Source organism: Saccharopolyspora karakumensis (assembly GCF_004349225.1).
Taxonomy (GTDB): Bacteria; Actinomycetota; Actinomycetes; order Mycobacteriales; family Pseudonocardiaceae; genus Saccharopolyspora; species Saccharopolyspora endophytica.
The window spans coordinates 1-26217 of record NZ_SMLA01000072.1 but is presented as its reverse complement, the minus strand read 5'-3'; the positions used below and the strand labels follow the sequence as shown (position 1 = coordinate 26217).

Here is a 26217-nt window from a genome sequence, read left to right as displayed (position 1 = left end):
TGTCGGTGGCGATGGCGGGGAGGGTCCGCCCGGTCCCATTCCGAACCCGGTAGCTAAGCTCCCCAGCGCTGATGGTACTGCACTCGCTAGGGTGTGGGAGAGTAAGACACCGCCGACACAATCCTTATGAGCGGGGCCGGTTGATCCGAGCAGGATCAACCGGCCCCGCTTTTTCGTCGTGGGCTCTCCGGCCGTGGTCCCGGCCGGTCGGAGCGTGTTGACGCGCTGTACGATTTGTAGAAGGCGGTTCGGTCGTGGCTGTTCAGTCCCGCTCGGGGCTTGGATGTCAGCACGGGCGCAGGTGGTCGATCAAGACCCCGCGATGACGGGCGCGCCAAGCCAGGGCTACTACCTTGGTAAGATTTTTTGGCTTTTCTTCTTCAGGAGGTTCGGTGTCCGGTTCCGACGACAAGCGCGGCGGTCCCCGCCGCGGGGCCGGTGCCGGCCGCAGCGGCCAGGGCGGCCGCGGCAACTACGACCGCAAGCCAGGCGGCAACTCGCAGGGTCGCGGCTCGTACGGTGGCCCGCGCCGCGACAACGACGGTGGTCAGCGTCGCTTCAACGACCGGGACAACCGGGGCGGCGAGCGCGGTGGCTACCGCAATGACCGCAACCGCGACGACCGGGGCGGTTTCCGCAACGACCGCAACGATCGCGGTGGTTACCGGGGAGACCGGGACAACCGGGGTCCGCGTGATGATCGCGGAGGATTCCGCAACAACCGCGACCGGTCCAACGACAACGACCGCCGGGGCCCGCGCGACGACCGCAACCGGGATGACCGCGGCGGCGCTCGCCGTGATGACCGTCCGCGCCGTGATGACTTCCGTCGTGATGATCGTCGGGACAACCGGGGCGGCGAGCGCGGTGGCTTCCGCAACGATCGCAACCGCGACGACCGCGGCGGCTTCAACCGCGACGATCGTCCGCGCCGCGATGACCGGGACAACCGCGGAAGCTTCAACCGCGACGACCGTCCCCGTCGTGATGACCGCGGCGGCCGCGATGGTTTCCGGCGCGACGATCGTCGTGATGATCGTCGGGACAACCGGGGTGGGGACTTCCGTCGCGATGACCGCGGCCGGGACAACCGGGGCGGCGAGCGCGGTGGCTTCCGCAACGATCGCAACCGCGACGACCGCGGCGGCTTCAACCGCGATGACCGCCCCCGTCGTGACGACCGGGGCGGTTTCAAGCGTGACGATCGTCCGCGCCGCGATGACCGGGACAACCGCGGAAGCTTCAACCGCGATGACCGTCCGCGCCGCGACGACCGCGGTGGCTTTAAGCGTGACGACCGCCCGCGCCGCGACGACCGGAACCGCGACGACCGCCCGCGCCGCGACGACCGCGGTGGTTTCAAGCGCGATGACCGTCCGCGCCGCGACGACCGCGGTGGCCGGCGCGACGACTTCAAGAAGAAGGACGGCTTCCGCAAGGACGACGGCGGCTTCAAGCGCGACGGAGACCGCAAGCCGGAGCGCAAGGACGACGACGCGCCGAAGCCGGTCGAGCCGGAGCTCCCCGAGAGCGGCGTCGACCCGTCGGAGCTGGACCCGGAGGTCCGCCGCGAGCTGCTGTCGTTGCCGAAGGGGGCTGCCGACAAGGTCGCGCAGCACCTGGTCGCAGCCGGTCAGCTGATCGACGAGGACCCGGAGCGCGCTCTGGCGCACGCCCGCTTCGCGCGGCAGAAGGCCTCCCGGACCCCGTCGGTGCGCGAGGCCAACGGTCTCACCGCCTACCTGACGGGCGAGTGGAACGAGGCGCTGTCCGAGCTGCGCGCTGCGCGGCGGATGGGCGGTGGCCCGGGCCACCTGGCGATCATGGCCGACTGCGAGCGTGCGATGGGACGTCCGGAACGGGCGATCGAGCTGGTGCGCAGCGAGGAGGCGTTGCAGCTCGACAAGGAGGACGAGATCGAGCTGCGGATCGTCGCGGCCGGCGCGCGGCGCGACCTCGACGAGATCGAGGCGTCCGTGGTCAGCCTGCAGATCCCGGAGCTGGACCCGAAGATCCAGGAGCCGTGGAGCGCGCGGCTGTTCTACGCCTACGCCGACAACCTGCTGGCGGCCGGCCGTGAGCGGGACGCCTTCACCTGGTTCGTCCACGCGGCGCACGCCGACGACGAGGAGGAGACCGACGCCCCCGAGCGACTCGAGGAGCTCGCGGTGCAGCTCGGTGGCCCGGAGGTCGTCGAGGAACTGGTCAACGAGGCCGAGGCCGCAGCGGGGATCGACGACGATGACCTCGACGAGGACGACGCTGACGATGACGACCTCGACGAGGGTGAGGACGACGACCTCGGCGAGGACGACGAGAACGACGAGAACGACGACGAGGCGGACGCCGTGAAGGCCGACGAGGACGGCGGCAGTGCCGAGCCCGCGGCCGAAGGAGGATCGCGGACGCAGTGAGCGGCATGCTGCTCGACGATCACGACGTCGTGCTGTTCGACCTGGACGGCACGGTGTACCGGGGCGGGGAGCTGGTTCCCGGCGCGCTGGAAGCGATCCAGCAGGTGCACGGCCGCGGCGTGCCGGTCCGCTACGTCACAAACAACGCCTCCAAGCCCGATCAGGCGGTCGTCGACCACCTGATCGGGCTCGGGCTGAAGGCCGAGCGCAGCGAGGTCAGCACCAGCGCCCAGGCGGGTGCGGCGGTGCTCGCCGAGAAGCTGCCCGCCGGATCCCGGGTGCTGGTCGTCGGTTCCGCGGCGCTGGAGTCCGAAGTGGACCGGCTCGGCCTGGTGCCGGTCACCGAGTTCGCCGACGAGCCGGTCGCGGTCGTGCAGGGCCTGTCCACGGACCTGGGGTACCGCGACTTCGCCGAGGCGTGCCTGGCGATCCGCGACGGCGCGCTGTGGGTGGCGTGCAACGCCGACCGCACGCTGCCCACCGAACGCGGGTTGATGCCCGGAAACGGCGCCTTGGTCGAGCTGCTGCGCGCGGCCACCGACCAGGATCCGCTGGTCGCGGGCAAACCCGAGCGTCCGCTGCTGGACCGCGCGGTGTCGTCGGCCGGAGCCGACCGGCCGCTGATGGTCGGGGATCGGCTGGACACCGACATCGCCGGTGCGGTGAAGGCCGGCATGCCGTCGCTGATGGTGCTCACCGGCGTCAACACGCCCCGGCACCTTCTGGAGGCCGCTCCCGGTGAGCGGCCGGGCAGCGTCGCGGCCGATCTGCGCGGTCTGTTCTCGCCCAAGTCCGAGGTTGCGATCGCCGTGCAACCGTCGTGGTCGGTGACCGTCAGCGACCGGCTCGAACTGGCCTCGCGCGGTGAGGGCGATGAACTCGGTGCGCTGCGCGCGCTGTGCGCGGCGTGGTGGTCGGCGGGTTCCGGCCCGGTGCAGGTGCGGGGCAGCGACGACGCGGCGCGCGCAGCGCTGCGGGCGCTGGACATCGACTGACCTGACGGGACCGTCGCCGATCTGTCGGCTAGCGTGAAGGTGGTGTCGCGCAACGCTCGCGCCCACCGGTGACGAGGGGAGTACCCGCCCATGACCTCTCCGTGGCAGCAGCAGGCGCCCAACCCGGCGATGCTGGCGCGTCAGGCCGACGACGGGCAGTCGGCGATCGACGCGATCTCCGCGGCGATGACCGAGCTCGACGAGGTGCGCGACCAGCCCGTCGCCGAGCACGTGCAGCGCTTCGAGAACGTGCACAGCTCGTTGACCGAGGCGTTGTCGAAGGCCGACCACCTGCAGTCCCAGAACACCCCTCGGAGTTGACGAAGTGCCTCGCAAGGCGCGCCTGGACGCCGAACTGGTTCGGCGTGGGCTGGCCCGATCCCGGGAACACGCTGGAGAACTGGTCGCGGCAGGCCGGGTGAGCGTGCGCGGCATGATCGCGCGCAAGGCAGCGACCGCCGTGGAGATCGACGCACCCGTGCTGGTCACCGACGACGTCGACGACCCGGGCTGGGCTTCGCGCGGTGCTCACAAGCTGGTCGGCGCGCTGGAGGCGTTCGAGCCCGGCGGTCTGTCGGTGGCGGGCAAGCGCTGCCTGGACGCGGGCGCTTCCACCGGCGGGTTCACCGACGTGCTGCTGCGGCGCGAGGCCCGCGAGGTCGTCGCGGTCGACGTCGGCTACGGCCAGCTGGTGTGGAAGTTGCAGACCGATGAGCGGGTGCACATCCACGACCGGACCAACGTGCGGTCGCTGACGCCCGAGGACATCGGCGGCCAGGTGGACCTGGTGGTCGCCGACCTGTCGTTCATCTCGCTGAAGCTCGTGCTGCCGGCGCTGGTCGCCTGCGCCACCGAGACCGCTGATCTCGCCCTCATGGTCAAACCGCAGTTCGAAGTGGGCAAACAACGGCTAGGCTCGGGTGGCGTGGTGCGGGATCCGCAGCTGCGCGCCGAAGCGGTGCTGGAAGTGGTCGACTTCGCCGCCGAGCACGGACTGGGACTGCGCGACGTCGTCGCCAGCCCGCTTCCGGGCCCGTCCGGGAACGTCGAGTTCTTCGTCTGGCTGCGGCCGGGCGCCGAAGCGGACCACGACCGCGCCAGCAGCGTGGTGGCGGACGCGGTCGAGCGCGGACCGCAGACTTCGACCAGGAATTCATCCCGGCAAGGGAGTGGGAGTTGACCCGACGGGTGCTGCTGGTGGTGCACACCGGCAGGGAGCAGAACCTGCGCACAGCGGAGAAGGTCGCCGGTCGTCTGCTCGACGCGGGGATCGAGGTCCGGGCGCTCGCCGGCGAAGCCGATGAGCTGCGGGATTCCGCCTGCGAGGTCGCGAGACCGGACGAGAACCCCGCCGTGGGCACCGAGCTCGTGCTCGTGCTCGGCGGCGACGGCACGCTGCTGCGCGCCGCGGAGCTCGCCAGACCCGCCGGCGTGCCGCTGTTCGGGGTGAACCTGGGCAGGGTCGGTTTCCTGGCCGGTGCCGATTCCGACGCGCTCGACGAGGCGATCGCCGCCGTCGTCGAATCCCGCTACCACGTCGAGGAGCGGATGACCCTGGAGGTCACCGCCACGCTCAACGGTGATCAGGTCGCCTCCACCTGGGCGCTCAACGAGGCCAGCGTGGAGAAGAGCAGCCGGGAGCGGATCCTGGACGTGGTCGTCGAGGTCGACGGCCACCCGGTGTCGGCGTTCGGCTGCGACGGCGTGCTGTGCTCGACCCCGACCGGTTCCACGGCCTACGCGTTCTCCGCGGGCGGCCCGGTGGTGTGGCCCGACGTCCAGGCGCTGCTGGTCGTGCCGAGCAACGCGCACGCGCTGTTCGCGGGCCCGCTGGTGGTGTCGCGCGATTCCCTGGTGGCGATGGAGATCGACCAGCACGGCCACCACGCGGTGTTGTGCTGCGACGGTCAGCGGCAGTTCGACCTGCCGCCCGGGGCTCGCGTGGAGGTCGTCGGCGGTTCGACGCCGATCCGCCTGGTGCGCCTGCACGACACGTCGTTCACCGATCGGCTGGTTCGGAAGTTCGAGCTGCCCGTCCAGGGATGGCGCGGACCTGCCAAGTAGCGACCGCCCGCCGAACAGATCGAACACAGTGTCTAACGATTTCGGTGGCGATCACCGCAGTGGGGCGTTCTCCGGGGCTCGGTGCCGATAGGGTGCTGAGTGTGTTGGCGGAGATGCGTATCCAGGGACTGGGCGTCATCGACGACGCCACGCTCGCACTGCACGCCGGCCTGACCGTGGTCACGGGTGAGACGGGCGCGGGCAAGACGATGGTGGTCACGGGACTCCATCTGCTCAGCGGCGGCAGGGCCGACGCCTCGCGGGTCCGGTCCGGTGCGCAGCGTGCCGTCGTGGAGGGCCGTTTCGCGACCACCCCGGACTCACCGGCGGCGAAGGTCGCCGGCGACGCCGGTGCCGAACCCGACGACGACGGAAGCCTGATCGCGCTGCGCACGGTGACCTCCGACGGGCGTTCGCGGGCGCACCTGGGCGGGCGTTCGGTGCCCAACGGCGTGCTCTCGGAGCTCTCCGAGCAGGTGCTCGCCGTGCACGGGCAGAACGACCAGCTGCGGCTGCTGCGCCCCGGCGAGCAGCGCGCGGTGCTCGACCGCTTCGCCGGTGAACCGGTGCTCCACGTGCTGGCCGACTACCAGCGGGTCCGCGCCGAGTGGGCCGAGGTGGTGGGCGAGCTCACCGAGCGCACCGAGCGCTCCCGCGAGCTGTCCCGCGAAGCCGACCTGCTGCGCCACGGGCTGGCCGAGATCGAAGCCGTCAACCCCGAAGCGGGCGAGGACGTTTCGCTGGTCGACGAGGCGCGGCGACTCGCCGACGTGGACCAGCTGCGGGAGATCGCCGCAGCCGCCCAGCACGCGCTGTCCGGTTCCGCCGACGCCGACCCGGAAGCCCCGGGCGCGATCGGGCTGATCGGGGAGGCCGCCCGCCGGTTGTCCTCCTCGGAGGACCCGGCGCTGCGGGAACTCGAACCGCGCGTGGCCGAGGCCGTCGCGGTGCTCTCCGACGTGGGCGGGGAACTGGGCGCCTACCTGGACAAGCTCGACGCCGACCCGGCCCGCCTGGAGCAGGTGCTGGCCCGTCAGGCCGAGCTCAAGCAGCTCACCAAGAAGTACGCCGCCGACGTCGACGGCGTGCTTGCCTGGGCGGAGGACGCCCGCTCGCGGCTGTCCGGGATGGACACCTCCGAGGAGGCGCTGGCCGCGCTGGCGGCCCGCCGCGACGAGCTCGCGGTGGAACTCGCCGAACACGCCAAGGTGCTCAGCGCGGCCCGCGCCGAAGCGGCCGTGCGCCTGGCCGACGCCGTTTCCGAGGAGCTGTCCGGACTGGCGATGGCGCAAGCCAAGTTGCAGGTCCTGGTGCACGTCAAGGAAGCCGAGGACGGCGACCCGAACGGGATCCCGGTCGACGACCGCAGGCTGCACGCCGGACCGGAGGGAGTCGACGAGGTCGAGCTCCAGCTCATCGCGCACTCCGGTGCGCCCGCGCTGCCGATCCACAAGGGCGCCTCGGGCGGTGAGCTCTCCCGAGTCATGCTGGCGCTGGAGGTCGTGCTCGCCGACGCGGACACCGTGCCCACGCTCGTCTTCGACGAGGTCGACGCCGGTGTCGGCGGCCGTGCGGCGGTGGAGATCGGGCGCCGGCTGGCCCGGCTCGCGCGCACCCACCAGGTCATCGTGGTCACCCACCTCCCGCAGGTCGCGGCGTTCGCCGACCGGCACCTGGTGGTCGACAAGGGTCAGGTCGACGGCGGGCTCACCAAGAGCGACGTGCGGCTGGTCGCCGACGAGCGCCGAGTGGTGGAGCTCGCGCGCATGCTCGCGGGCATGGAGTCGACCGAGACCGGGCGCGCGCACGCCGAAGAGCTGCTCGAGACCGCGAACACGTACAAGCTGACGCAGGAGAAGTTCGGCCGAAAGAGCAAGACCGGCAAGAAGGCTTCCAAGTAGAGCGTTTCACAGCTCTGTGGTCGTCCTGCTTGACGGTGCGGGTAGCGGAACCTCAGACGCCTTCTGGCTCCGGGATCCGAGACTGATGTATGACCAATGCACGGCGCTACGGCTGTCCTCCCCAGAAGACGTCTGAGAACCCGCGGCGGTGCCGGTTGCTCAGGTGGGGCAAAGAGAAAGCGCCTTCGGCGCTTGCCTGACGGGCTACACGGGCTACACGGGCTACCTGCTCCTGAATGATGGGGCTGGTTGGTCCATTGGGCGTTGCGGCATATGGCGCAGTGGTTTCGGCGTGGCGCGGCCACGATCGGTGATTGGTTTGTCACCATCGGCGTATGAAAATCAGCGGACTGCTGACTCGACAGCAGGAGGACCTGCCCGGTCTCGCCGGGGTCGCCAGGGTGGAACGCCGCTCCGGTGATCTGCCGCGCCGGGTCCGCGCCGGTGACATCGCGGTGATCGACCACGCCGACCTGGACCGCCGCAGCGCCGAGGCGCTGGTCGCGGCCGGGGTGATCGGTGTGGTCAACGCCGCCCCGTCGATCTCCGGGCGCTACCCGAACCTCGGTCCCGAGGTGTTGCTCGCCGCCGGGATCGCGCTCGTCGACGGCGTCGGCAGCGACATCCTCAACCAGGTCAAGGACGGCGCGAAGATCCGCCTGTTCGAGGGCGGCGTCTTCGCCGGGGAACGCGAGCTGGGCCGCGGCGTCGAGCAGGACGCCAACTCGATCGCCGACCAGCTCATCGAGGCCAAGGCCGGGATGGCCACGCAGCTGGAAGCGTTCTCCGCCAACACCATCGAGTTCCTGCGCACCGAGCGCACCCTGATCCTCGACGGCATCGGCGTTCCCGAGCTGACCGGCTCCATGGAGGGCCGGCAGGTGCTGGTGGTCGCGCCCGGGTACGGCCACGCCGACGACCTGCGCGCCCTCAAGCGCTACGTCCGCGAGTACAAGCCGGTGCTGATCGGCGTCGAAGGCGGTGCCGACTCCCTGCAGCGCGCCGGTTACAAGCCCGACGTCATCGTCGGCGCCCCGGACACCGTCAGCACCGACACGCTGCGCAGCGGTGCCGAGCTGGTCATCCCCGCGCACCTGGACGGGCACGCGCCCGGCCTGGAGCGCATCCAGGACCTCGGCGTCGGCGCGATGACCTTCCCCGCCTCCGGCAACCCGGAGGACCTCGCGCTGCTGCTGGCCGACGCGCACCAGGCGAGCCTGGTGGTGACCGTGGGGTTCCAGGCCACGCTCAGCGAGTTCCTCGACCGCGGCCGCTCGGGTTCGAACCCGTCGACGTTCCTGACCCGGCTGCGGCTGGGCAGCAAGGTCATCGACGGCCCGGCCGTCGCCGCGCTGCAGCGCAACCGCACACCGATGTCGGCCGTGGTGCTGCTGGTGCTGGCGGTGCTGCTGGTCGTCGCCGTGGCGCTGCTGGTGTCCGGGCTCGGCGCCGCCGCCATGAGCCAGATGGCCGACACCGCCGGTGTCGTGTCGGCCTACTTCAAGGGGCTGTTCTCGTGATCACGCTGCGCTACCACATCGTCTCGATCGCCGCGGTCTTCCTCGCGCTGGCCGTGGGCGTGGTGCTGGGCACCAGCTCGGTCAGCGAAGGCCTGCTGACGGCAGTCAGCGGCGAGAAGCAGGAGCTGCGCGCTCAGGTCGACGAGCTCGGAGCCGAGCGCGCCCAGCTCAAGGCCCAGGCCGACGCCGCCGACCGGTTCGACACGACCATCGCGCCGATGGCCGTGCGGGGGCAGCTCTCCGGCCGCAGCGTGGTGGTGATCAGCTCCGCTGACACCGACGACGGCCACCGCGCCGCGATGACCGAGCTGCTGCGCGACTCCGGCGCCGACATCACCGGTGAGGTTCGCCTCGGCGAGGCGCTCACCGACCCGGACCGCACCGACCAGCTGCGCGGTGTCGTCACCCAGCTGCTGCCCGCCGGGGTCCAGCTGCCCACGGCAGCGGACCCTGGCACCCTCGCCGGCGGTCTGATCGGACCGTTGACGCTGGTCAACCCGCAGACCGGGCAGCCGCAGGCGGCCGATGACGCCCGCGCGGCGGCCCTGTCCGGCCTGGCCGGTGGCGGCTACGCGACGGCGTCGGAGGGGCTGCGTCCCGCGCAGCTGGCGGTGGTGCTCACCGGCGGTCGCATGGAGGGCGACAACGCGGCGGACCGCGCGACGGCTCTGGCGCGCTTCGCCACCCAGGTCGACCGCTCCGGGCAGGGCGCGGTCCTGGCCGGTACGGCGGGCTCCGCCGACGGGCGCGGTGCGGTCGGCGTGGCGCGCGTCGACCCGGCGATGTCGTCGAGCCTGTCCACGGTGGACAACGCGGAGACCGGTGCCGGTCGCGTGGCGGTCGTCATGGCCGCCCGCGAGCAGGCGGACCGGCAGGCCGGGCACTACGGTGTGGCCAGCAGCGCGCAGGGACCCGTGCCGGGCACCCGCGGCGCTTCGTGACCCGCGGGTTCGCCCCTGGTCGTGCGCGGTTCACCGAGACGTCACGGTTGACCGGCCGGTAGGCCGCCGGATGGCGGTTGACCCGGCCGGTTCGCCATTTCCAGATAGGGCGGGTCTCGGTGCGGGCCCCGACGGTCGTGCGTTAGGCTGGAATTCCGTGGGAGCGACGGATCCAGCCGTCCTGCCAGCGCAGACATCCAGCCAGGCGACGGCTTGACCACGGGGAGCTTTTGTTGGTGCCGCAAGCACGCACGATCAAGCATGTTTTCGTAACGGGGGGCGTTGCCTCGTCGTTGGGGAAGGGGCTCACGGCGTCCAGCCTGGGCGAACTGCTCACCTCCCGCGGTCTGCGGGTGACCATGCAGAAGCTCGACCCCTACCTGAACGTCGATCCGGGAACGATGAACCCCTTCCAGCACGGTGAGGTGTTCGTCACCGAGGACGGCGCCGAGACCGACCTGGACATCGGTCACTACGAGCGGTTCTTGGACCGCGACCTGACCCGCAACGCCAACGTCACCACCGGCCAGGTGTACTCCGCGGTCATCGCCAAGGAGCGCCGCGGCGAGTACCTGGGTGACACGGTGCAGGTCATCCCGCACATCACCGACCAGATCAAGGCCCGCATCCGGGCCATGGCCGAGCCCGACGAGAACGGCGTCACACCTGACGTGGTGATCACCGAGGTCGGTGGCACCGTCGGCGACATCGAGTCGCTGCCGTTCCTGGAGGCCTGCCGCCAGGTCCGCCACGACGTGGGCCGGGACAACTGCTTCTTCCTGCACGTCTCGCTGGTGCCGTACCTGGCGCCGTCGGGCGAGCTCAAGACCAAGCCCACCCAGCACTCGGTGGCTGCGCTGCGCAACATCGGCATCCAGCCCGACGCGCTGGTCTGCCGCGCCGACCGCGAGCTGCCCTCCGACCTCAAGCGCAAGATCGCGCTGATGTGCGACGTCGACACCGACGGCGTGGTGGCCTGCCCGGACGCGCCGTCGATCTACGACATCCCGAAGGTGCTGCACAGCGAGGGCCTGGACGCCTACATGGTGCGCAGGCTCGGGCTGCCGTTCCGCGACGTCGACTGGTCGGTGTGGGGCGACCTGCTGGACCGGGTGCACAACCCGTCCGAGCGGGTGCGCATCGCGCTGGTCGGCAAGTACGTCGACCTGCCCGACGCCTACCTGTCGGTGACCGAAGCCCTGCGCGCGGGCGGGTTCGCCCACCACGCCAAGGTGGAGATCTCCTGGGTCGGTTCGGACACCTGCGAGACCGACTCCGGTGCGGCGCAGGCCCTGGCCGGCGTGGACGGCGTGCTGATCCCGGGCGGGTTCGGCGTGCGCGGCATCGAGGGCAAGCTCGGCGCCATCCGCTACGCGCGCACCAACAACATCCCTGTCCTCGGGTTGTGCCTGGGCCTGCAGTGCATGGTGATCGAGACGGCCCGGTCGCTGGGCGGTCTGGACCGCGCGAACTCCACCGAGTTCGAGGAGCCCTGCCAGCACCCGGTGATCAGCACCATGGCCGACCAGCACGACGTGATCTCGGGCGACCGGGACATGGGCGGCACGATGCGGCTGGGTTCCTACCCGGCGAAGCTGGGCGAGGGCTCGATCGTCGCCGAGGCCTACGGCACCACCGAGGTCCACGAGCGGCACCGGCACCGCTACGAGGTCAACAACTCCTACCGGGACCGGCTGAGCAAGGCCGGAGTGGTCTTCTCCGGCACCTCGCCCGACGACCGCCTGGTCGAGTTCGTCGAGCTGGACCGCGAGATCCACCCGTTCTTCGTGGGCACCCAGGCGCACCCGGAGCTCAAGAGCCGTCCGACCCGCCCGCACCCGCTGTTCGCGGCGTTCGTGAAGGCGGCCATCGACTACCAGGCGGCCGAGCGGCTTCCGGTGGAGCTGGAGACGGCCGCTCCGGAACCGGAGTCCGAACCGGCTGGAGCCTGATTCATCGCAGGTGAGCGGCCCGCACGACCGGTGACGGTGGTGCGGGCCGCTTCATCGGTGGGCGATCGGCTCTAGGGTGGTGCTCGTGGAGACCACGGGTAGCGGTGTCGCGCGCACCAACGGAGAGCACGAGTTCACCACGCTGGCCAGCGAAGACGTCTACGTCGGGCGGATCCTGGCGCTGCGGGCGGACGAAGTGGGCATGCCCGGCGGCGGTCAGGCCCGCAGAGAGGTCGTCGAGCACTACGGCGCCGTGGCCATCGCCGCGATCGACGAGCAGGACCGGGTCGTCCTGGTCCACCAGTACCGCTATCCGATCGGCCGCAGGCTGTGGGAACTTCCCGCCGGGCTGCTCGACGTCGCCGGTGAGCCGCCGGTGCGCACCGCGCAGCGCGAGCTCGCCGAGGAGGCGGGATTGGCCGCCGAGAACTGGTCGGTGCTGGTCGACGTGGCCACCTCGCCGGGCTTCACCGACGAGGTGGTGCGCGTGTTCCTGGCCACCGGCCTGTCGGAGGTGACCCGTCCCGACGCCGTGGGCGACGAGGAGGCGGACCTGGTCATCGAGCGGTTCCCGCTGGCGGAAGCGGTGCGGATGGCGTTCGCGGGGGAGATCGTGAACGGTCCGGCGGTGGCCGGTCTGCTGGCCGCCCAGGCGGCCAGCGGCGGTGTCGCGCAGACCCGCCCAGCCGACGCCGAGTGGATCGACCGTCCGCTGCGATTCGCGGCCCGGTGAAGGGTTTCGAGTCGCTGCCGCCGGGATTGCGCACCGCCGTCGGCGAATACCTCGACCACCTCGCGGTCGAGCGCGGAACCGCGCGCAGCACGCTGGACTCCTACGCCCGCGACCTGCGCAGGTACGCGGAGTTCCTGGTGGCTCGAGGCGTTTCCGGGCTCGACGAGGTGCGCACCGAGCACCTGGCGGAGTTCCTGGCGCAGCTGCGCGAAGGCGTCGAAGGCCGACCGCCGCTGGCGTCGTCCTCGGCGGCGCGTGCGCTGGTGGCCGCGCGCGGCCTGCACCGGTTCGCCCACGCCGAAGGCAGGATCGCCGTCGACGTGGCGCGCGAGGTCGCCCCGCCGAGCCCGCCGAAGCGGCTGCCCAAGGCGCTGTCGGTCGACGACGTGGGACGGTTGCTGGAGCACGCCGGCGGAGACGATCCGCGCGGGCTGCGGGACCGGGCGCTGCTGGAACTGCTGTACTCGACCGGAGCGCGCATCTCCGAAGCGGTCGGCCTCGACGTCGACGACATCGATCGCACCGACCGCACCGTTCTGCTGGACGGGAAGGGCGGCAGGCAGCGGTTCGTGCCGATCGGGCGTCCCGCGCTGGCGATGCTGGAGGCGTACCTGGTGCGGGCGCGGCCGGTGCTGGTGGCGCGCGGGCGCGGCAGTTCGGCGGTGTTCCTGAATTCGCGCGGCACCGGACTTTCCCGCCAGAGCGCGTGGAACGCGTTGAAAACAGCTGCGCAACGCGCGGGAATCGCGGAAACGGTTTCGCCGCACGTGCTGCGCCATTCCTTCGCCACGCACCTGGTCGAAGGAGGGGCGGACGTGCGCGTGGTGCAGGAGCTGCTGGGGCACGCGTCGGTGACGACGACGCAGGTGTACACGCTGGTCACGGTCAACACGCTTCGGGAGGTCTACGCCACGGCACATCCGCGCGCACACCTTTCGGGGTGAGATCACCGCTTGCGCATGCGCGTGATCAACGAAAGCGGTAGATCTTCATCACACGCACATCACGAACTTCCGCCGACCCAATTACCGACACGACGGCGAGGCACGTTGCCGCAGGTCGTTTGAGCGACTTAGGCTGCGATCGATCGCCACCGGTACCGAAGGAGTCAGATCGCCATGTCGTTGCCGCATCCTTCCGCCGCCCGGCGGCCTCGGGGCGCGGTCGACCTGAGCATCGCCCCCGAGACCACAGGTCCTGCGGCCAACGCCGATCAGAACCAGGACGCCCGCGGTCTCGGTCCGACCGGCCGGCCGCTCCGGCACATCCCCGAACCCCCGCTGCTGGACGAGCACGGTCCCGCGTCGGTGCTGGCCATGTGCAACCAGAAGGGCGGCGTCGGCAAGACCACTTCGACGATCAACCTCGGTGCCGCGCTCGCTGAACACGGGCGCCGGGTGCTGCTGGTGGACTTCGACCCGCAGGGCGCGCTCTCGGTCGGTCTCGGCGTTCAGCCGCACCAGCTCGAGCAGACGATCTACAACGTCATCATGGAGCGCGGGGTCACCGTCGAGGACGTGGTGCGCCGCACCACCGTCGAGGGCATGGACCTGCTGCCCAGCAACATCGACCTCTCCGCCGCCGAGGTGCAGCTGGTCACCGAGGTCGGCCGCGAGCAGACGCTGCACCGCGTGCTGCGGCAGTCGATCGAGGAGTACGACTACATCCTGGTGGACTGCCAGCCCTCGCTCGGCTTGCTGACGGTGAACGCGCTGGCCGCTGCCGACGGCGTCATCATCCCCCTGGAGTGCGAGTTCTTCAGCCTGCGCGGGGTGGCGCTGCTGATCGACACCATCGAGAAGGTGCGCGAGCGGCTCAACCCCAAGCTGGAGATCAGCGGCATCCTGGCGACGATGTTCGACCCGCGCACGCTGCACTCCCGCGAGGTCATGCAGCGCGTGGTGGAAGCCTTCGGCGACGTCGTCTACGACTCGGTGATCAACCGGACGGTGCGGTTCCCGGAGACCACGGTCGCCGGTGAGCCGATCACCAGGTGGGCGCCGCGTTCCGCCGGTGCCCAGGCGTACCGGGCGCTGGCCCGCGAGGTGATCGCTCGATGACGCGTCGGGTCGCCCTGCCCGGAGCCGCGGAACTGTTCCGTACTACTGTTCCTCGGACGGATCGGAGCTCCGCGCCGCAGGAGGACCCGAAGCCGGCCGCCCCGGTCAAGGAGCAGGGGCGGGCACGGTCGGCGGGCTCCGGTCGGCGCAAGCACGATTCGAAGATCACCGTGTACGTGTCCGACGAGGAGTTGCTGGGTTTGGAGCAGGCTCGGCTCGCGTTGCGGGCGGACCACGGCATCGCCGTGGACCGCGGTCGCGTCGTGCGCGAGGCGATCGCGGTGCTGCTGGCCGACTTCACCGAGCACGGTGCGGACTCGGTGCTGGTCAGGCACCTGCGGGAGTCCGGCGAGTGACCGATGCCCCACAACCCGGCGCCGAACTCGCACCGTCCGACGCCGGGATCGATGCAGCACAACAGGATTCCTCGTTAGCGGAGCCCGAAGCGAAGTCGGGCGACGGGAAGTTCACCGTTCGGCTGGAGAACTTCGAAGGTCCCTTCGACCTGCTGCTCCAACTGATCTCCGCGCACGAGCTCGACGTCACCGAGGTGGCGCTGCACAAGGTCACCGACGAGTTCATCGCCTACACCCGCACGCTCGGTGAGCACTGGGACCTGGACGAGACCACCGAGTTCCTGGTGGTCGCCGCCACGCTGCTGGACCTCAAGGCCGCCCGGCTGCTGCCCGCCGCCGACGTCGAGGACGAGGCCGACCTCGCGCTGCTGGAAGCCCGCGACCTGCTGTTCGCGCGGTTGCTGCAGTACCGCGCCTACAAGCAGGTCGCCGCGCTGTTCGCCGAGCTGGAAGCCGGTGCGCTGCGCCGCTACCCGCGCTCGGTGTCGGTGGAGGAGCGCTACGAGAACCTGCTGCCGGAGGTGGTGATCGGCGTCGACCCGCAGCGGTTCGCCGAGATCGCCGCCTCGGTGTTCCGGCCGAAACCGCCGCCGACGGTGTCGCTGGACCACATCCACCAGCACGGGGTGTCGGTGCGCGAGCACGCCGCTCTGCTGCGGGTGCGGCTGGCGGAGAAGGGCACGTTGACCTTCACCGACCTGGTGTCGGACTGCGGGCACACCGTCGAGGTGGTGGCCAGGTTCCTGGCGCTGCTGGAGCTCTACCGGGAGAAGGTGCTGCAGTTCGAGCAGGACAGCCCGCTCGGCGAGCTGCAGGTGACCTGGATCGGCGGCAGCATCGCCCAGGCGCAGGCCGAGGCCGAGGCGCAGCGAGCCCAGAAGGAAGAAGAGGAGTACGGCTGATGGCCGCCGAAGCGGAACCCGAAGTCGACGCGCAGCCGGACGAGGTGACGGATCCGGAGGGGGCCGAGGAAGCTCCCGCCGAGCCCGGTCCGGAGGCCGCGGCCGATGAGGCGGTGGAGACGCCCGGGGCTCCCGACCTCACGGCCGATTCCGAGCTGGACGCCGCTCTGGAGGCGTTGCTGCTGGTCGTGGACGTGCCTGCGGGCGACGAGCTGCTCGCGGAGACGCTGGAGCAGCCGGTGGCCCGGGTCCGCTCCGCGCTGCGGAGGCTGTCCGAGGCCTACGCGGAGACCGAGCGCGGCATCGACCTGCGCTACGTCGGCGACGGCTGGCGCTTCTACTCGCGCGAGAAGTACGCGCCCTACGTCGAGCGCTATCTGCTCGACGGGCAGCGGACCAAGCTGACCCGCGCTGCGCTGGAGACCCTCGCGGTGATCGCCTACCGGCAGCCGGTGACGCGCTCCCGCGTCGCGGCGGTACGGGGTGTGAACGTGGACGGCGTCATCCGTACCCTTGTGGGGCGCGGTCTGATTAGCGAGGCCGGCACCGACCCGGAGACGGGCGGCATCCTGTACTGCACGACCGAGCTGTTCCTGGAACGGCTGGGGCTGTCGTCGCTCAAGGACCTGCCGCCGCTCGCACCCCTGTTGCCCGAAGTGGATTCGATCGATGACGTCTGAACGCCGTTCCCCGTCCAGTGCTGCGAAGGACCCCAACGAAGAGGGGGTGCGCCTGCAGAAGGTGCTGTCGCAGGCGGGTGTCGCGTCTCGGCGGGCTGCCGAGGAGATGATCGTCGAGGGCCGCATCGAGGTCAACGGCGAGGTCGTCATGGAGCTGGGCCGCCGCGTCGACCCGGAGACCGCGGTGATCCACGTCGACGGCAGCCGGGTGATGACCAACACCAACCTCACGCACCTGCTGCTGAACAAGCCGGCCGGGATCCTGTGCACCATGTCCGACGACAAGGGACGTCCGTGCATCGGTGACTACCTGCGGGAGCGCCAGGGCAAGCTGTTCCACGTGGGGCGCCTGGACCAGGACACCGAGGGCTTGCTGCTGATCACCAACGACGGTGAGCTCGCCAACCGGCTGATGCACCCGTCGTACAAGGTGCGCAAGACCTACATGGCCGAGGTGCTGGGGCCCATCCCGAAGGACCTGGGGCAGCGGCTGCGCGAGGGCGTGGAGCTGGAGGACGGCCCGGTGAAGGTGGACCGCTTCAAGCTGGTCGACCAGAACCAGAACCGCGCGCTGGTGGAGATCGTGCTGCACGAGGGCCGCAAGCGCATCGTGCGCCGGCTGCTCAAGCACGTCGGGCACCCGGTGCAGCGCCTGGTGCGCACCCGCATCGGCGACGTGCAGCTGACCACCGAGCGCCAGGGAGCGATCCGCCCGCTCAACGGCCAGGAGGTCGCGTCCCTCTACAAGATCGTCGACATGTGAGCTTCAGCTGAGAACAATCCGCGGCCGGGACTCCCGGCCGCGGATTGTTCGTTCTGGGCGGTGCACCGCTCACACGGTCTGGGGCTTGCGCATCAGGACCGCGCGGGCGAGGGGCTCGACGACGCGGGCCGCGACCGGGCCGATGATGGCCATGAGCAGGACGTAGGCGGTGGCCAGGGCCGCGAGTTCGCCGTCGACCGCGCCGGAGGACACCGCGAGGCCCGCGATGACGATCGAGAACTCGCCGCGCGCCACCAGGGCCGCGCCCGCGCGCAGCCGGCCCATCCGGGCCACGCCCTGCATGCGGGCCGCGATCCAGCCGGTGAGGACCTTCGTGGCGCAGGTCAGCGCGGCCAGGCCCAGCGCGATCGGCAGCACCGGCGGGATCTGCACGGGATCGGTGTTGAGGCCGAAGACGACGAAGAACACCGCGGCGAACAGGTCGCGCAGCGGCTCCAGCATGCGTGTCGCGTTCTGCGCGGTGGACCCGGAGATCGCGATGCCGAGCAGGAACGAGCCGACCGCGGCCGAGACCTGCAGCTCGGAGGCCAGCCCGGCGACCAGCAGCGCGGCACCGAGCAGCCGCAGCAGGAAGACCTCGGGGTCGGGGCTGTCCACGATCGCGGAGACGTACTTGCCGAAGCGCAGCGCGATCAGCAGCACCACGGTGATCACCAGCAGCGAGATGCCGACCGCGGTCAGACCGCCGACGAAGCTCACCCCGGCCAGCAGCGCGGTGAGGATCGGCAGGTAGACGGCCATCGCGAGGTCTTCGAAGACCAGGATGGACAGGATCACCGGCGTCTCGCGGTTGCCGAGCCTGCCCAGATCGCCGAGGACCTTGGCCACGATGCCCGACGAGGAGATGTAGGTGACGCCGGCCATCGCCAGCGCTCCGACCGGGCCCCAGCCCAGCATCAGCGCCACGATCGCTCCGGGAGCGGCGTTGAGCACGATGTCGATCAGCCCGGCCACCCAGGAGCGGCGCAGTCCGGTGACCAGTTCGCCCGCGGAGTACTCCAGCCCCAATAACAGCAGCAGGAGCACCACGCCGATCTCGGAGGCGATGTGGGTGAACGGCTGGATGCCGTGCAGCGGGATGAGTCCGCCGGTGCCGAACGCGACTCCACCGAGCAGGTACAGCGGGATCGGCGATATGCCGATCTTCCACGCGAGTCTCCCGAGGATGCCGAGACCGAAGAACACCGCTCCCAGCTCGATAAGGGAGATCGCCGTGTCGTGCACCGTGTTTCCTCTCGCGTGTTCCCTGCGTATGGAGTTGTGACGGTCGGTCGGCGTCGACCTCCGCTGGCCGTGCTCTGCCGGCTCAGCCCTGGGTGAGGATCTCGCCGGCCGCCCGCAGCCCCTCGGTCGTGCCCACCACGACCACCAGGTCACCGGCGGCGAAGACGAAGTCCGGCCGCGGCGACGGGTGGACGACGCCTTCCCGCACCACCGCGACGATCGACACCGAGGTGCGGGTGCGCATCTCGGTGTCGCCCAGCTCGCGGCCGGCGTAGGGCGAACCGGAGGGGACCGGCAGCTGCCAGGTGGTCACCCCGGCGACCTCCCGCTGCTGCTCGGCGAGCTTCGACACCAGCTGAGGTGCCCCCAGCAGACCGGCCAGCGTGCTGGTCTCGGTGCTGGACAGCTCGACCGAGGCGGCGACCTTGTCCGGGTCCTCGTGGTCGGAGACGATCAGCTCGAAACGCCCGTCCCGATAGGTGATCACCCCGACGCGGTGACCAGATCCAGTGGTGAAGTCCTGGCGCGTGCCGAGCCCCGGCAGCGGAGTCACAGTTACGTCCACTCTTGCAACCCTAAAGGGCTTCGCGCGTATTCCTTGATCCGCCCGGAGGAGTCCCGGTCTCGGCCCGGTTCCGATCCCGAACCGGACGCGATTGGGATTCACCGGTGGCGGCCAGGCAGAATGGTTGGTTGGTTCCGGCGATCCGCCGGGAAGGATTGACGTGAACGGGGAGGAACGGCGACGTGGCGCAGGCCAGGCTTCGTGGAGTAGTGGCTCTCGACGGACCGTCGGGTACCGGCAAGTCCACGGTGTCGAAGAAGTTGGCGGCGGCTCTCGGCGCGACCTACCTCGACACCGGTGCCATGTACCGGGCGGTGACGCTCGCCGTGCTGCGCGCGGGGATCGACCCCACCGAAGCCGCGGCCGTGACCCGGGTGGCCCGCGCCGCCGAGCTGGGCATGGGAACCGACCCGCTGGCGCCTGCCGTGCGGCTCGACGGTGCGGACGCGGAACCGGAGATCCGCGGCCCCGAGGTCACCGCCGCCGTCTCGGCGGTCTCCGCGGTGCCCGAGGTCCGCCGGCTGCTGGTGGCGATGCAGCGCGAGCTGATCGCCAGCGCGATCGATGATCCGGGCGGCATCGTCGTCGAAGGCCGCGACATCGGCACGGTCGTCGTCCCGGACGCGGGCCTGAAGGTGTACCTGACGGCCTCCTCGGACGCGCGTGCCGCGCGCCGGACCGCGCAGGACGCCTCCGACGGCCGCGAGAGCGACCTGCGCAGCACCCACGCCGACGTTCAGCGCCGCGACGCGCTGGACTCCGGCCGCGCGGTGGCGCCGCTGCGCCAGGCCGAGGACGCCGTCGAGGTCGACACCACCGACCTCGACATCGCCGGGGTGCTCGAACAGCTCACCAAGCTCGTGGAGTCGCGCGGGCTGCTGGGAGGTGCGGCATGAGCGCGGAACTTCCCGAGGGCGCCTCGGCCGGCCTGCACCGCGTGGCCCGGTGGATCTCGCGCTGGCCGTTGCGGCTGCCGTTCCGCGTGAAGGTGCGCGGGCGTGAGCGGATCCCGACCAGCGGTCCGGTGGTGCTGGTGGCCAACCACAGCTCGCTGCTGGACGGCCCGCTGCTGCTGGGAATGGTGCCGCGCCCGATGGTGTTCCTGATCAAGCAGGAGATGTTCAGCGGAGCGCTGGGCTGGTTCCTGACCCGCATCGGGCAGATCGGCGTCCGGCGCGGTGAACCCGATCGAACCCCGCTGCTGACCGCGGTCCGCGTGCTCAAGGGCGGCGGCGTGGTCGGGGTGTTCCCCGAGGGCACGCGTGGTTCCGGGGAGATCGACAACGCCCAGCACGGGGCGGCGTGGCTCGCGCGCGCCTCGGGGGCGCAGATCCTGCCGGTGGCGTGCCGGGGCACCCGACGTCCCGAAGGCTCGGGCCGTAGGCTGTTACCCAGGATCGACGTGTTGTTCGGGGAGCCGATTTCCCCGGCGGGCGGCAAGGGCCGCGCCGGGCTGGTGGCGGCCACCGAGACCGTCCGCAACGAACTGGTCGCGCTGATCGCCGAGTTGGATCGGCAGGTCGCCGACCGGACCACTGACGATGTGAGAGGTAAACGAGCGTGACCGACGAGTCGCTGGAGGACCTGGACGGCACGTGGTCCGACGAGTCCGAATGGGCGGAATTCGACGAGGCCGCCGCGCAGGGCGACGAGGCGCCGCCGAAGCCGCAGCCGGTCCTGGCCGTGGTCGGGCGCCCCAACGTGGGCAAGTCCACCCTGGTCAACCGCCTGCTGGGGCGTCGTGAGGCCGTCGTGCAGGACACCCCGGGCGTGACCCGGGACCGCGTCGCCTACGACGCGCTGTGGAGCGGACGCCGCTTCACCGTCGTCGACACCGGTGGTTGGGAGCCCGACGCCAAGGGGCTGCAGAGCGCGGTCGCGGACCAGGCCGAGATGGCCATGCACACCGCTGATGCGATCGTGCTGGTCGTCGACGCCAAGGTCGGCGCCACCGCCACCGAGGAAGCCGTGGCCCGCGTGCTGCGCCGCTCGAAGCGGCCGGTGATCGTGGTGGCCAACAAGGTCGACGACGAGCGCGGCGTGTCCGACGTGCACTCGCTGTGGTCGCTGGGCCTGGGCGAGCCGATGCCGGTCAGCGGTCTGCACGGGCGAGGCTCGGGCGACCTGCTGGACCGGGTGCTGGAGGCGCTGCCGGAAACCCCGCGCGAGGTCTTCGGCACCACCGGCGGGCCCCGCCGCGTCGCGCTGGTCGGCAAGCCCAACGTCGGCAAGTCCAGCCTGCTCAACAAGCTCACCGGCGAGGACCGCTCGGTGGTGCACGACGTCGCCGGCACCACCGTGGACCCGGTCGACTCGCTGGTCGAGCTCGACGGCCAGGTGTGGCGCTTCGTCGACACCGCCGGTCTGCGCAAGCGCGTCAAGACCGCCAGCGGCACCGAGTACTACGCGTCGCTGCGCACCAAGGCCGCCATCGAGGCCGCCGAGGTCGCGATCGTGCTGGTCGACGGTTCGGAGCCGATCAGCGAGCAGGACCTGCGGGTGATCACGATGGTGGTCGAGGCGGGACGCGCGCTGGTGCTGGCCTACAACAAGTGGGACAAGGTCGACGACGACCGCCGCAACCAGCTGGAGAAGGAGATCGACCGCGAGCTGGTGCGGGTGCGCTGGGCGGAGCGGGTCAACGTCTCGGCGCTGACCGGTCGCTCGGTGGCCAAGCTGGCGCCGCAGCTGCGCACCGCGCTGGACTCCTGGGACACCCGGGTCTCCACCGGTCGCCTCAACGGCTGGCTCAACGAGCTGGTCGCATCCAACCCGCCGCCCGCCCGCAGCGGTCGTCAGCCGAAGATCCTCTTCGCCACGCAGGCGCAGACCCGGCCGCCGACGATCGTGCTGTTCACCACCGGTTTCCTGGAAGCCGGCTACCGGCGTTTCCTGGAGCGCAAGTTCCGCGAGACCTTCGGATTCGTCGGCAGCCCGGTGCGCATTTCCGTTCGGGTCCGCGAGCGCAAGGCCAAGGGGAAGCGCTGAGCCGGCCACCTGCGGGTGGTGCGTGCGCTGAGGACATCCGCTCCCGTTAGTCTGCTGGCGACCCTCGGGAACGGCGGAGGTGAACCGAGAGGTGGCGGCAACCGACGGCAGCGGGCCGATCCGGGTCGTGCTGGCCGACGACGAGCCGATGCTGCGACGCGGGCTCAAGGTCATGCTCGAGAGCAGCGGCACCATCGAGGTGGTGTCCGAGGCCGGTGACGGTCACGGACTGCTCTCCGAGGTGCGCGCGCACCGGCCGCACGTCGCCCTGATCGACGTCCAGATGCCGGGCAAGGACGGGCTCACCGCGCTGCGCGAGGTGGTGCGGTTGCCCGAGCCACCCGTGTCCGCCGTGCTGACCACGTTCGACCTCGACGGCTACGTGGCCGACGCGCTGCGCTTCGGCGCTCAGGGGTTCCTGCTCAAGGACGCCGAACCGGAGGTGCTGGTGCGCGCGGTGCAGGACCTGGCCGCGGGCGGTGCCGTGCTGGACCCGCGGATCACCGCGCGACTGCTGCCCCGGCTGCGCGCCACCAGTGACAACGCCCGCGAGCTCGACCTGGTCAAGGCGCTGTCCGCGCGGGAGCGGCAGGTGCTGCAACTGCTCGCCGGCGGCCGTTCCAACGCCGACATCGGTTCCCGGCTCGGACTGACCGAGGCGACGGTGAAGAGCTACGTCTCCACCGTCCTGTCCAAGCTCGGCGCGCAGAACCGGGTGCAGGCCGCGCTGATCGCGCAGCGGGTCGCCGGCGTCGGCGGTGCGCGGTGAACGGCGTGAACTGGCGGTTCTGGGGCCTGGAGGTCCTGGCGGTCGGCTTACCGGTCGCCGCCGTCATCGCCACCCCGGACCCGATGGGCTACAAGGTCCTGTCCGGGCTGGCGGCGGGCCTGCTGCTGCCGTTGCGGCACCGGTGGCCCCGGCTGACCGTGCTGCTGTGCCTGCCCGCGATGGCCGGAGGCCTGGGCTGGGCGGCGATCCTGGTGGCGATGTTCCGCCTCGGCCGGGTGCGCCCGAAGCCGTTCGAACTGGCCGGGTGGGTGCTGCTGACCTGCGTGGTCGCCGTCGCGCCCGTGCTGATCACGCAGTCGCTCTCACCGGGCTCGATCCTGCTGACCCTGGCGTTCGTGGTGCTGTCGGCGGGCGCGCCCGCCGTGCTGGGCCTGCTGGTGGCGTTGCGCGAGCAGCTCGCCGAGAGCCTGCAGCGGCTCGCCGACGCCGGTGAAGTGGTCGCGCAGGCCAAGGCCGAGATGGCCAAGTCCGAGGAACGCGCCCGAATCGCCCGGGAGATCCACGACGCCGTCGGCCACCACGTCACGCTGATCGCCGTCGAGTCCGCCGCGCTCGGTGCCAGCAGCGACGAACCGTCCGTGCGCGAGGCGGCCACGCGGGTGCGCGGGTTGGCCAAGCAGGCGCTGGACGAGATGCGCACGACCCTCGGGCTCAGCTCGACCACCGCCGAGGCCGAGGCCAGGACGATCACCGACCTCGTGGGCCAGGCGCGGGCCTCCGGTGTGGACGTGGAGCTGACCGGCGAGCTGGCTCACCACGAGGTTCCGGGCGCGGTCGAGCGGGCGGCCTACCGGGTCGTGCAGGAAGCGCTGACCAACGCCTCCAAGCACGCGCCCGGCGCGGGGGTCCGGGTGGACCTGAGCAACCGGGCCGACGCGCTGCGCATCGTGGTCACCAACGACGCCCCGGGCGGTGAGCCGATCACCGAGCTCGCCGGCGGTGCCGGGCTGGAGGGCCTGTCCGAGCGGATCCGCATGGCCGGCGGCGAGCTGGACGCGGGCCCGTCCGAGGACGGCGGTTTCCAGCTCGTCGCGCTGCTCCCGCAGGACTCCTAGCGCGCCAACGACGTGCGCAGGAAGTCGACCTGCATGAGCAGCAGGTTCTCGCTGGTCGTCTCGTCGGTGGGCATGTGGCTCACGCCCGCCAGCGGGAGCACCGAGTGCGGCCGGGCGGCGGCGGTCAGCGCCGCCGACAGGCGCAGGCCGTGGGCCAGGACCACGTTGTCGTCCACCGTGCCGTGCACGATCAGCATCGGGCGTTCCAGCTTCGCGGCGTCGCGCAGCAGCGAATTGGCCTCGTAGACCTCGGGCGAGGTGTTCGGGTCGCCCAGGTAGCGCTCGGTGTAGTGGGTGTCGTAGAGCCGCCAGTCCACGACGCCCGCTCCGACGATCGCGGCGTGGAAGACGTCCGGGCGGCGCAGCACGGCCACTCCGGCGAGGTAGCCGCCGAAGGACCAGCCGCGGATCGCCACCCGGGCGAGGTCGAGCTCGGGGTGTTCGGCAGCGGCGGCGTGCAGCGCGTCGACCTGGTCCTGCAGCGGCGGACCTGCCAGGTCGCCGGCGATGGCCCGGTCCCAGTCGGGCCCGCGCCCGGTCATCCCGCGGCCGTCGGTGATCAGCACCGCGAAACCCTGGTCGGCGAACCACTGGGAAGTCAGGTAGCCCTGCTGGCGGGCCAGCACCCGCTGGGCGTGCGGGCCGCCGTAGGGGTCCAGCAGCACCGGCAGCGGTCCGTCCGCCGCGGTGTACCCGCTGGGCAGCAGCAGGGCGCTGCGCAGCTCGCGCTCGCCGAGCCGCAGCAGCCGGACGTTGAGGTCGAGGCCGTGGGCCTCGGCGTGGTTGTCGATCTCGGCGATCGTCCGCTCACCGCGCCGCACCACCACGCCGGTCCGCGGCCGGTCCAGGTCGCTGGTGGCCACGACCAGCACGTCGCCTCCCCGGGTGCCGGTGTGCACGCCGAAACCGCTGGTCAGGCGCTCGTGGCCGGTCGCGGTGACGCGGTAGAGGTGCACCTCGGCCGGATCGTTCTCGGATCCGGAGACCAGCACGTCCTCGGTCCCGATGTCGACGATGCCGCGCACCTGCAGCGGAGCCGCGGTCCACGGTCGGTCGCCGACGACCAGGCGGTAGGCGCCCTCCGCGGCGTCGATGCGCACGAGCTCACCGCCCGGTGTCCACGACGGCCAGCCCGGCTTGATGTCGATCCACTGCGGGTCGGTGTCCCGGTGGATCTCGGTGGTGGTGCCGGCCTCGGTGTCGACCGCGAGCAGCAGCTGGGTGCGCTGGTCTCGGGTCTGCACCGCGATCAGCGGGCTGCCGTGCCGCGACCAGTGCGCCGTGACCAGGTACGGGTAGGTGCTCCGGTCCCACTCGACGGCGACGCGCTGCCCGTCCAGCCCGATCGCGGCGAGCGCGACCTCGGCGTTGGCGGTGCCCGCGGCCGGGTAGCGGGTGGCGACGGGAACGCGGTCGGGGTGGGCGGGATCGCCCAGGTACCAGTGCCGGACCGGGGTTTCGTCGACGCGCGCGACCAGCAGTTCCTCGCCGCTGGGCGCCCACCAGTAGCCGCGGTGGCGGTCCATCTCCTCGGCCGCGATGAACTCGGCGGCACCCCAGGTGACGTTGTCGCCGTCCGGTTCGGCCAGGGCGCGGTCGCCGGAGCCGTCGGCGGCGATCACGCGGAGCTGACCGGCGGAGAGGTAGGCGATGTGGCCCCCGTCGGGGGAGGGCCGCGGGTCGGCGACCGGCTGCTGGACCGGGAGCTCGCGGGCCTCGCCGGTGGCGACCTCGGCGATGAACAGGCGCCCGGACAAGGTGAACACGACCTGCTCGCCGTCGCGGTCGGTGCTGTAGCCGGTGATGCCGGTCGCCCGTTCCCGCGCGCGTTCCCGCCGGGCCTGCTCTTCGGCGGTCACCTGGTCCTCGGCCTGCAGCTTCGCCGGGTCCACCAGCAACCGCTCGGTTCCGGTGGCGGTGTCCAGCGCCCACAGCGCCGTGGTGCGGTCGGTGCCGCTGGGGGAGCGCAGGAACAGGACGCGCGCGCCGTCGCCGACGACGGTGAAGTTGCGTGGCGCACCGAGGCTGAACCCCTGCGTGCGCGCGCTCCGGCGAGGAAACGATGCGGACGACATGCGAACCAGCCTGCCATCACGCACACCCCGATGCCGCACCAGGTCTGCCGGTCATCCCCACCGGTGCGTCCTCCGAGCGTCCGGAGGCGGGGGCTCCACCACCGGGCTCCGACACCGCATCTCCCACGACCGGTCCGCCGGGACGGATTTCCGTTGAAATCCGGGTCCCGGGTGAGGATCTGACGCTGGGGTGGGGGATTCGTCGGTGTGTTGGGAGG

The 26217-nt window shown here is 71.3% G+C and carries 25 protein-coding genes and 1 rRNA gene; 22 read left to right on the top strand and 4 right to left on the bottom strand.

The genetic code is table 11. From position 1 onward, the window contains the following. Window position 1: 1 nt before the first annotated feature. Window positions 2-118 (top strand): 5S ribosomal RNA (gene rrf, locus E1202_RS28375). A gap of 262 nt (window positions 119-380) precedes the next feature. On the opposite strand, the gene E1202_RS31630 is transcribed toward rrf, so the two are convergent. Then, a complete protein-coding gene (locus E1202_RS31630; RefSeq protein WP_165944018.1) occupies window positions 381-1619 on the bottom strand; it encodes a hypothetical protein in 1239 nt (412 codons plus the stop codon). On the opposite strand from E1202_RS31630, the gene E1202_RS28370 reads away from it, so the two are divergent. From E1202_RS28370 to E1202_RS28295, 16 genes are all read left to right on the top strand, one after another. Next, on the top strand, window positions 1584-2414 hold the full coding sequence (locus E1202_RS28370) for a tetratricopeptide repeat protein (RefSeq protein ID WP_235879076.1): 831 nt from the start codon (window positions 1584-1586) through the stop codon (window positions 2412-2414). The two genes, E1202_RS31630 and E1202_RS28370, sit on opposite strands and share 36 nt — an antisense overlap. Continuing rightward, window positions 2411-3409: an HAD-IIA family hydrolase gene (locus E1202_RS28365; RefSeq protein WP_132686395.1), complete on the top strand. Its 999-nt coding sequence runs from the start codon at window positions 2411-2413 to the stop codon at window positions 3407-3409. The genes E1202_RS28370 and E1202_RS28365 overlap by 4 nt, the downstream gene beginning before the upstream one ends. A gap of 90 nt (window positions 3410-3499) precedes the next feature. Further along, on the top strand, window positions 3500-3730 hold the full coding sequence (locus E1202_RS28360; RefSeq protein WP_207918964.1) for a hypothetical protein: 231 nt from the start codon (window positions 3500-3502) through the stop codon (window positions 3728-3730). Between the two features lie 4 nt (window positions 3731-3734). After that, window positions 3735-4589 carry a TlyA family RNA methyltransferase gene (locus E1202_RS28355; protein WP_132686394.1) on the top strand — a complete coding sequence of 285 codons (855 nt, stop codon included), beginning with the start codon at window positions 3735-3737 and terminating at the stop codon, window positions 4587-4589. After that, window positions 4586-5473: an NAD kinase gene (locus tag E1202_RS28350; RefSeq protein ID WP_132686393.1), complete on the top strand. Its 888-nt coding sequence runs from the start codon at window positions 4586-4588 to the stop codon at window positions 5471-5473. The genes E1202_RS28355 and E1202_RS28350 overlap by 4 nt, the downstream gene beginning before the upstream one ends. A gap of 101 nt (window positions 5474-5574) precedes the next feature. Further along, window positions 5575-7374: a DNA repair protein RecN gene (recN, locus tag E1202_RS28345; protein ID WP_207918963.1), complete on the top strand. Its 1800-nt coding sequence runs from the start codon at window positions 5575-5577 to the stop codon at window positions 7372-7374. Window positions 7375-7709: 335 nt separating this feature from the next. Continuing rightward, window positions 7710-8894, top strand: coding sequence for a putative cytokinetic ring protein SteA (gene steA, locus E1202_RS28340; protein WP_132686392.1), 1185 nt, complete (start codon window positions 7710-7712; stop codon window positions 8892-8894). Next, entirely contained in the window at window positions 8891-9835 is a 945-nt protein-coding gene (locus E1202_RS28335; RefSeq protein WP_132686391.1) for a copper transporter, read from the top strand. Before steA ends, E1202_RS28335 begins: the two co-directional genes overlap by 4 nt. A 236-nt stretch (window positions 9836-10071) precedes the next feature. Beyond that, the gene (locus tag E1202_RS28330; protein WP_408007543.1) at window positions 10072-11787 is read left to right on the top strand and encodes a CTP synthase; all 1716 of its coding nucleotides are present in this window, start codon (window positions 10072-10074) and stop codon (window positions 11785-11787) included. 85 nt (window positions 11788-11872) lie between these two features. Then, window positions 11873-12520, top strand: a complete 648-nt coding sequence (locus E1202_RS28325; protein WP_408007541.1) for an NUDIX domain-containing protein — start codon at window positions 11873-11875, stop codon at window positions 12518-12520. After that, window positions 12517-13464 carry a site-specific tyrosine recombinase XerD gene (xerD, locus tag E1202_RS28320; protein ID WP_132686388.1) on the top strand — a complete coding sequence of 316 codons (948 nt, stop codon included), beginning with the start codon at window positions 12517-12519 and terminating at the stop codon, window positions 13462-13464. The genes E1202_RS28325 and xerD overlap by 4 nt, the downstream gene beginning before the upstream one ends. A 174-nt stretch (window positions 13465-13638) precedes the next feature. Continuing rightward, window positions 13639-14580, top strand: coding sequence for a ParA family protein (locus tag E1202_RS28315; protein ID WP_132675729.1), 942 nt, complete (start codon window positions 13639-13641; stop codon window positions 14578-14580). After that, a complete protein-coding gene (locus E1202_RS28310) occupies window positions 14577-14936 on the top strand; it encodes a hypothetical protein (RefSeq protein WP_132686387.1) in 360 nt (119 codons plus the stop codon). The genes E1202_RS28315 and E1202_RS28310 overlap by 4 nt, the downstream gene beginning before the upstream one ends. Before the next feature lie 47 nt (window positions 14937-14983). Next, complete coding sequence (locus E1202_RS28305; protein ID WP_132686397.1) at window positions 14984-15838, top strand: segregation and condensation protein A; 855 nt, start codon at window positions 14984-14986, stop codon at window positions 15836-15838. Next, window positions 15838-16518, top strand: a complete 681-nt coding sequence (gene scpB / locus E1202_RS28300) for an SMC-Scp complex subunit ScpB (RefSeq protein ID WP_235879075.1) — start codon at window positions 15838-15840, stop codon at window positions 16516-16518. Before E1202_RS28305 ends, scpB begins: the two co-directional genes overlap by 1 nt. Beyond that, window positions 16508-17281: a pseudouridine synthase gene (locus E1202_RS28295; RefSeq protein ID WP_132686386.1), complete on the top strand. Its 774-nt coding sequence runs from the start codon at window positions 16508-16510 to the stop codon at window positions 17279-17281. Before scpB ends, E1202_RS28295 begins: the two co-directional genes overlap by 11 nt. Before the next feature lie 69 nt (window positions 17282-17350). On the opposite strand, the gene E1202_RS28290 is transcribed toward E1202_RS28295, so the two are convergent. Both E1202_RS28290 and E1202_RS28285 read right to left on the bottom strand, forming a co-directional pair. Continuing rightward, the gene (locus E1202_RS28290; RefSeq protein WP_132686385.1) at window positions 17351-18526 is read right to left on the bottom strand and encodes a cation:proton antiporter; all 1176 of its coding nucleotides are present in this window, start codon (window positions 18524-18526) and stop codon (window positions 17351-17353) included. 82 nt (window positions 18527-18608) lie between these two features. Then, window positions 18609-19091 (bottom strand): cation:proton antiporter regulatory subunit, encoded by a 483-nt coding sequence (locus tag E1202_RS28285; protein ID WP_132686384.1) that lies wholly within the window; start codon window positions 19089-19091, stop codon window positions 18609-18611. Between the two features lie 182 nt (window positions 19092-19273). Here E1202_RS28285 and cmk point away from each other — a divergent pair, with 182 nt between their 5' ends. The 5 genes from cmk (at window position 19274) to E1202_RS28260 (ending at window position 23924) form a co-directional block, all read left to right on the top strand. After that, the gene (gene cmk / locus E1202_RS28280; protein WP_132686383.1) at window positions 19274-19987 is read left to right on the top strand and encodes a (d)CMP kinase; all 714 of its coding nucleotides are present in this window, start codon (window positions 19274-19276) and stop codon (window positions 19985-19987) included. Beyond that, a complete protein-coding gene (locus E1202_RS28275) occupies window positions 19984-20655 on the top strand; it encodes a lysophospholipid acyltransferase family protein (RefSeq protein WP_132686382.1) in 672 nt (223 codons plus the stop codon). The genes cmk and E1202_RS28275 overlap by 4 nt, the downstream gene beginning before the upstream one ends. Window positions 20656-20666: 11 nt before the next feature. Next, window positions 20667-22079, top strand: a complete 1413-nt coding sequence (gene der, locus E1202_RS28270; RefSeq protein ID WP_207918965.1) for a ribosome biogenesis GTPase Der — start codon at window positions 20667-20669, stop codon at window positions 22077-22079. Window positions 22080-22170: 91 nt separating this feature from the next. Then, entirely contained in the window at window positions 22171-22848 is a 678-nt protein-coding gene (locus tag E1202_RS28265) for a response regulator (protein WP_132686380.1), read from the top strand. Between the two features lie 5 nt (window positions 22849-22853). Further along, window positions 22854-23924, top strand: a complete 1071-nt coding sequence (locus tag E1202_RS28260) for a sensor histidine kinase (protein ID WP_235879074.1) — start codon at window positions 22854-22856, stop codon at window positions 23922-23924. Here E1202_RS28260 and E1202_RS28255 read toward each other — a convergent pair. Then, window positions 23921-25999: a S9 family peptidase gene (locus E1202_RS28255; protein WP_132686379.1), complete on the bottom strand. Its 2079-nt coding sequence runs from the start codon at window positions 25997-25999 to the stop codon at window positions 23921-23923. The two genes, E1202_RS28260 and E1202_RS28255, sit on opposite strands and share 4 nt — an antisense overlap. Window positions 26000-26217 lie beyond the last annotated feature (218 nt).

Excerpts from the sequence above, each read along its gene's own strand:
- E1202_RS28295 (WP_132686386.1), top strand. The coding sequence starts at position 16,508 with ATGACGTCTGAACGCCGTTCCCCGTCCAGTGCTGCGAAGGACCCCAAC.
- E1202_RS28255 (WP_132686379.1), bottom strand. The coding sequence starts at position 25,999 with ATGTCGTCCGCATCGTTTCCTCGCCGGAGCGCGCGCACGCAGGGGTTC.
- steA (WP_132686392.1), top strand. The coding sequence starts at position 7,710 with ATGAAAATCAGCGGACTGCTGACTCGACAGCAGGAGGACCTGCCCGGT.
- E1202_RS28310 (WP_132686387.1), top strand. The coding sequence starts at position 14,577 with ATGACGCGTCGGGTCGCCCTGCCCGGAGCCGCGGAACTGTTCCGTACT.
- E1202_RS28275 (WP_132686382.1), top strand. The coding sequence starts at position 19,984 with ATGAGCGCGGAACTTCCCGAGGGCGCCTCGGCCGGCCTGCACCGCGTG.
- E1202_RS28315 (WP_132675729.1), top strand. The coding sequence starts at position 13,639 with ATGTCGTTGCCGCATCCTTCCGCCGCCCGGCGGCCTCGGGGCGCGGTC.
- E1202_RS28360 (WP_207918964.1), top strand. The coding sequence starts at position 3,500 with ATGACCTCTCCGTGGCAGCAGCAGGCGCCCAACCCGGCGATGCTGGCG.
- scpB (WP_235879075.1), top strand. The coding sequence starts at position 15,838 with ATGGCCGCCGAAGCGGAACCCGAAGTCGACGCGCAGCCGGACGAGGTG.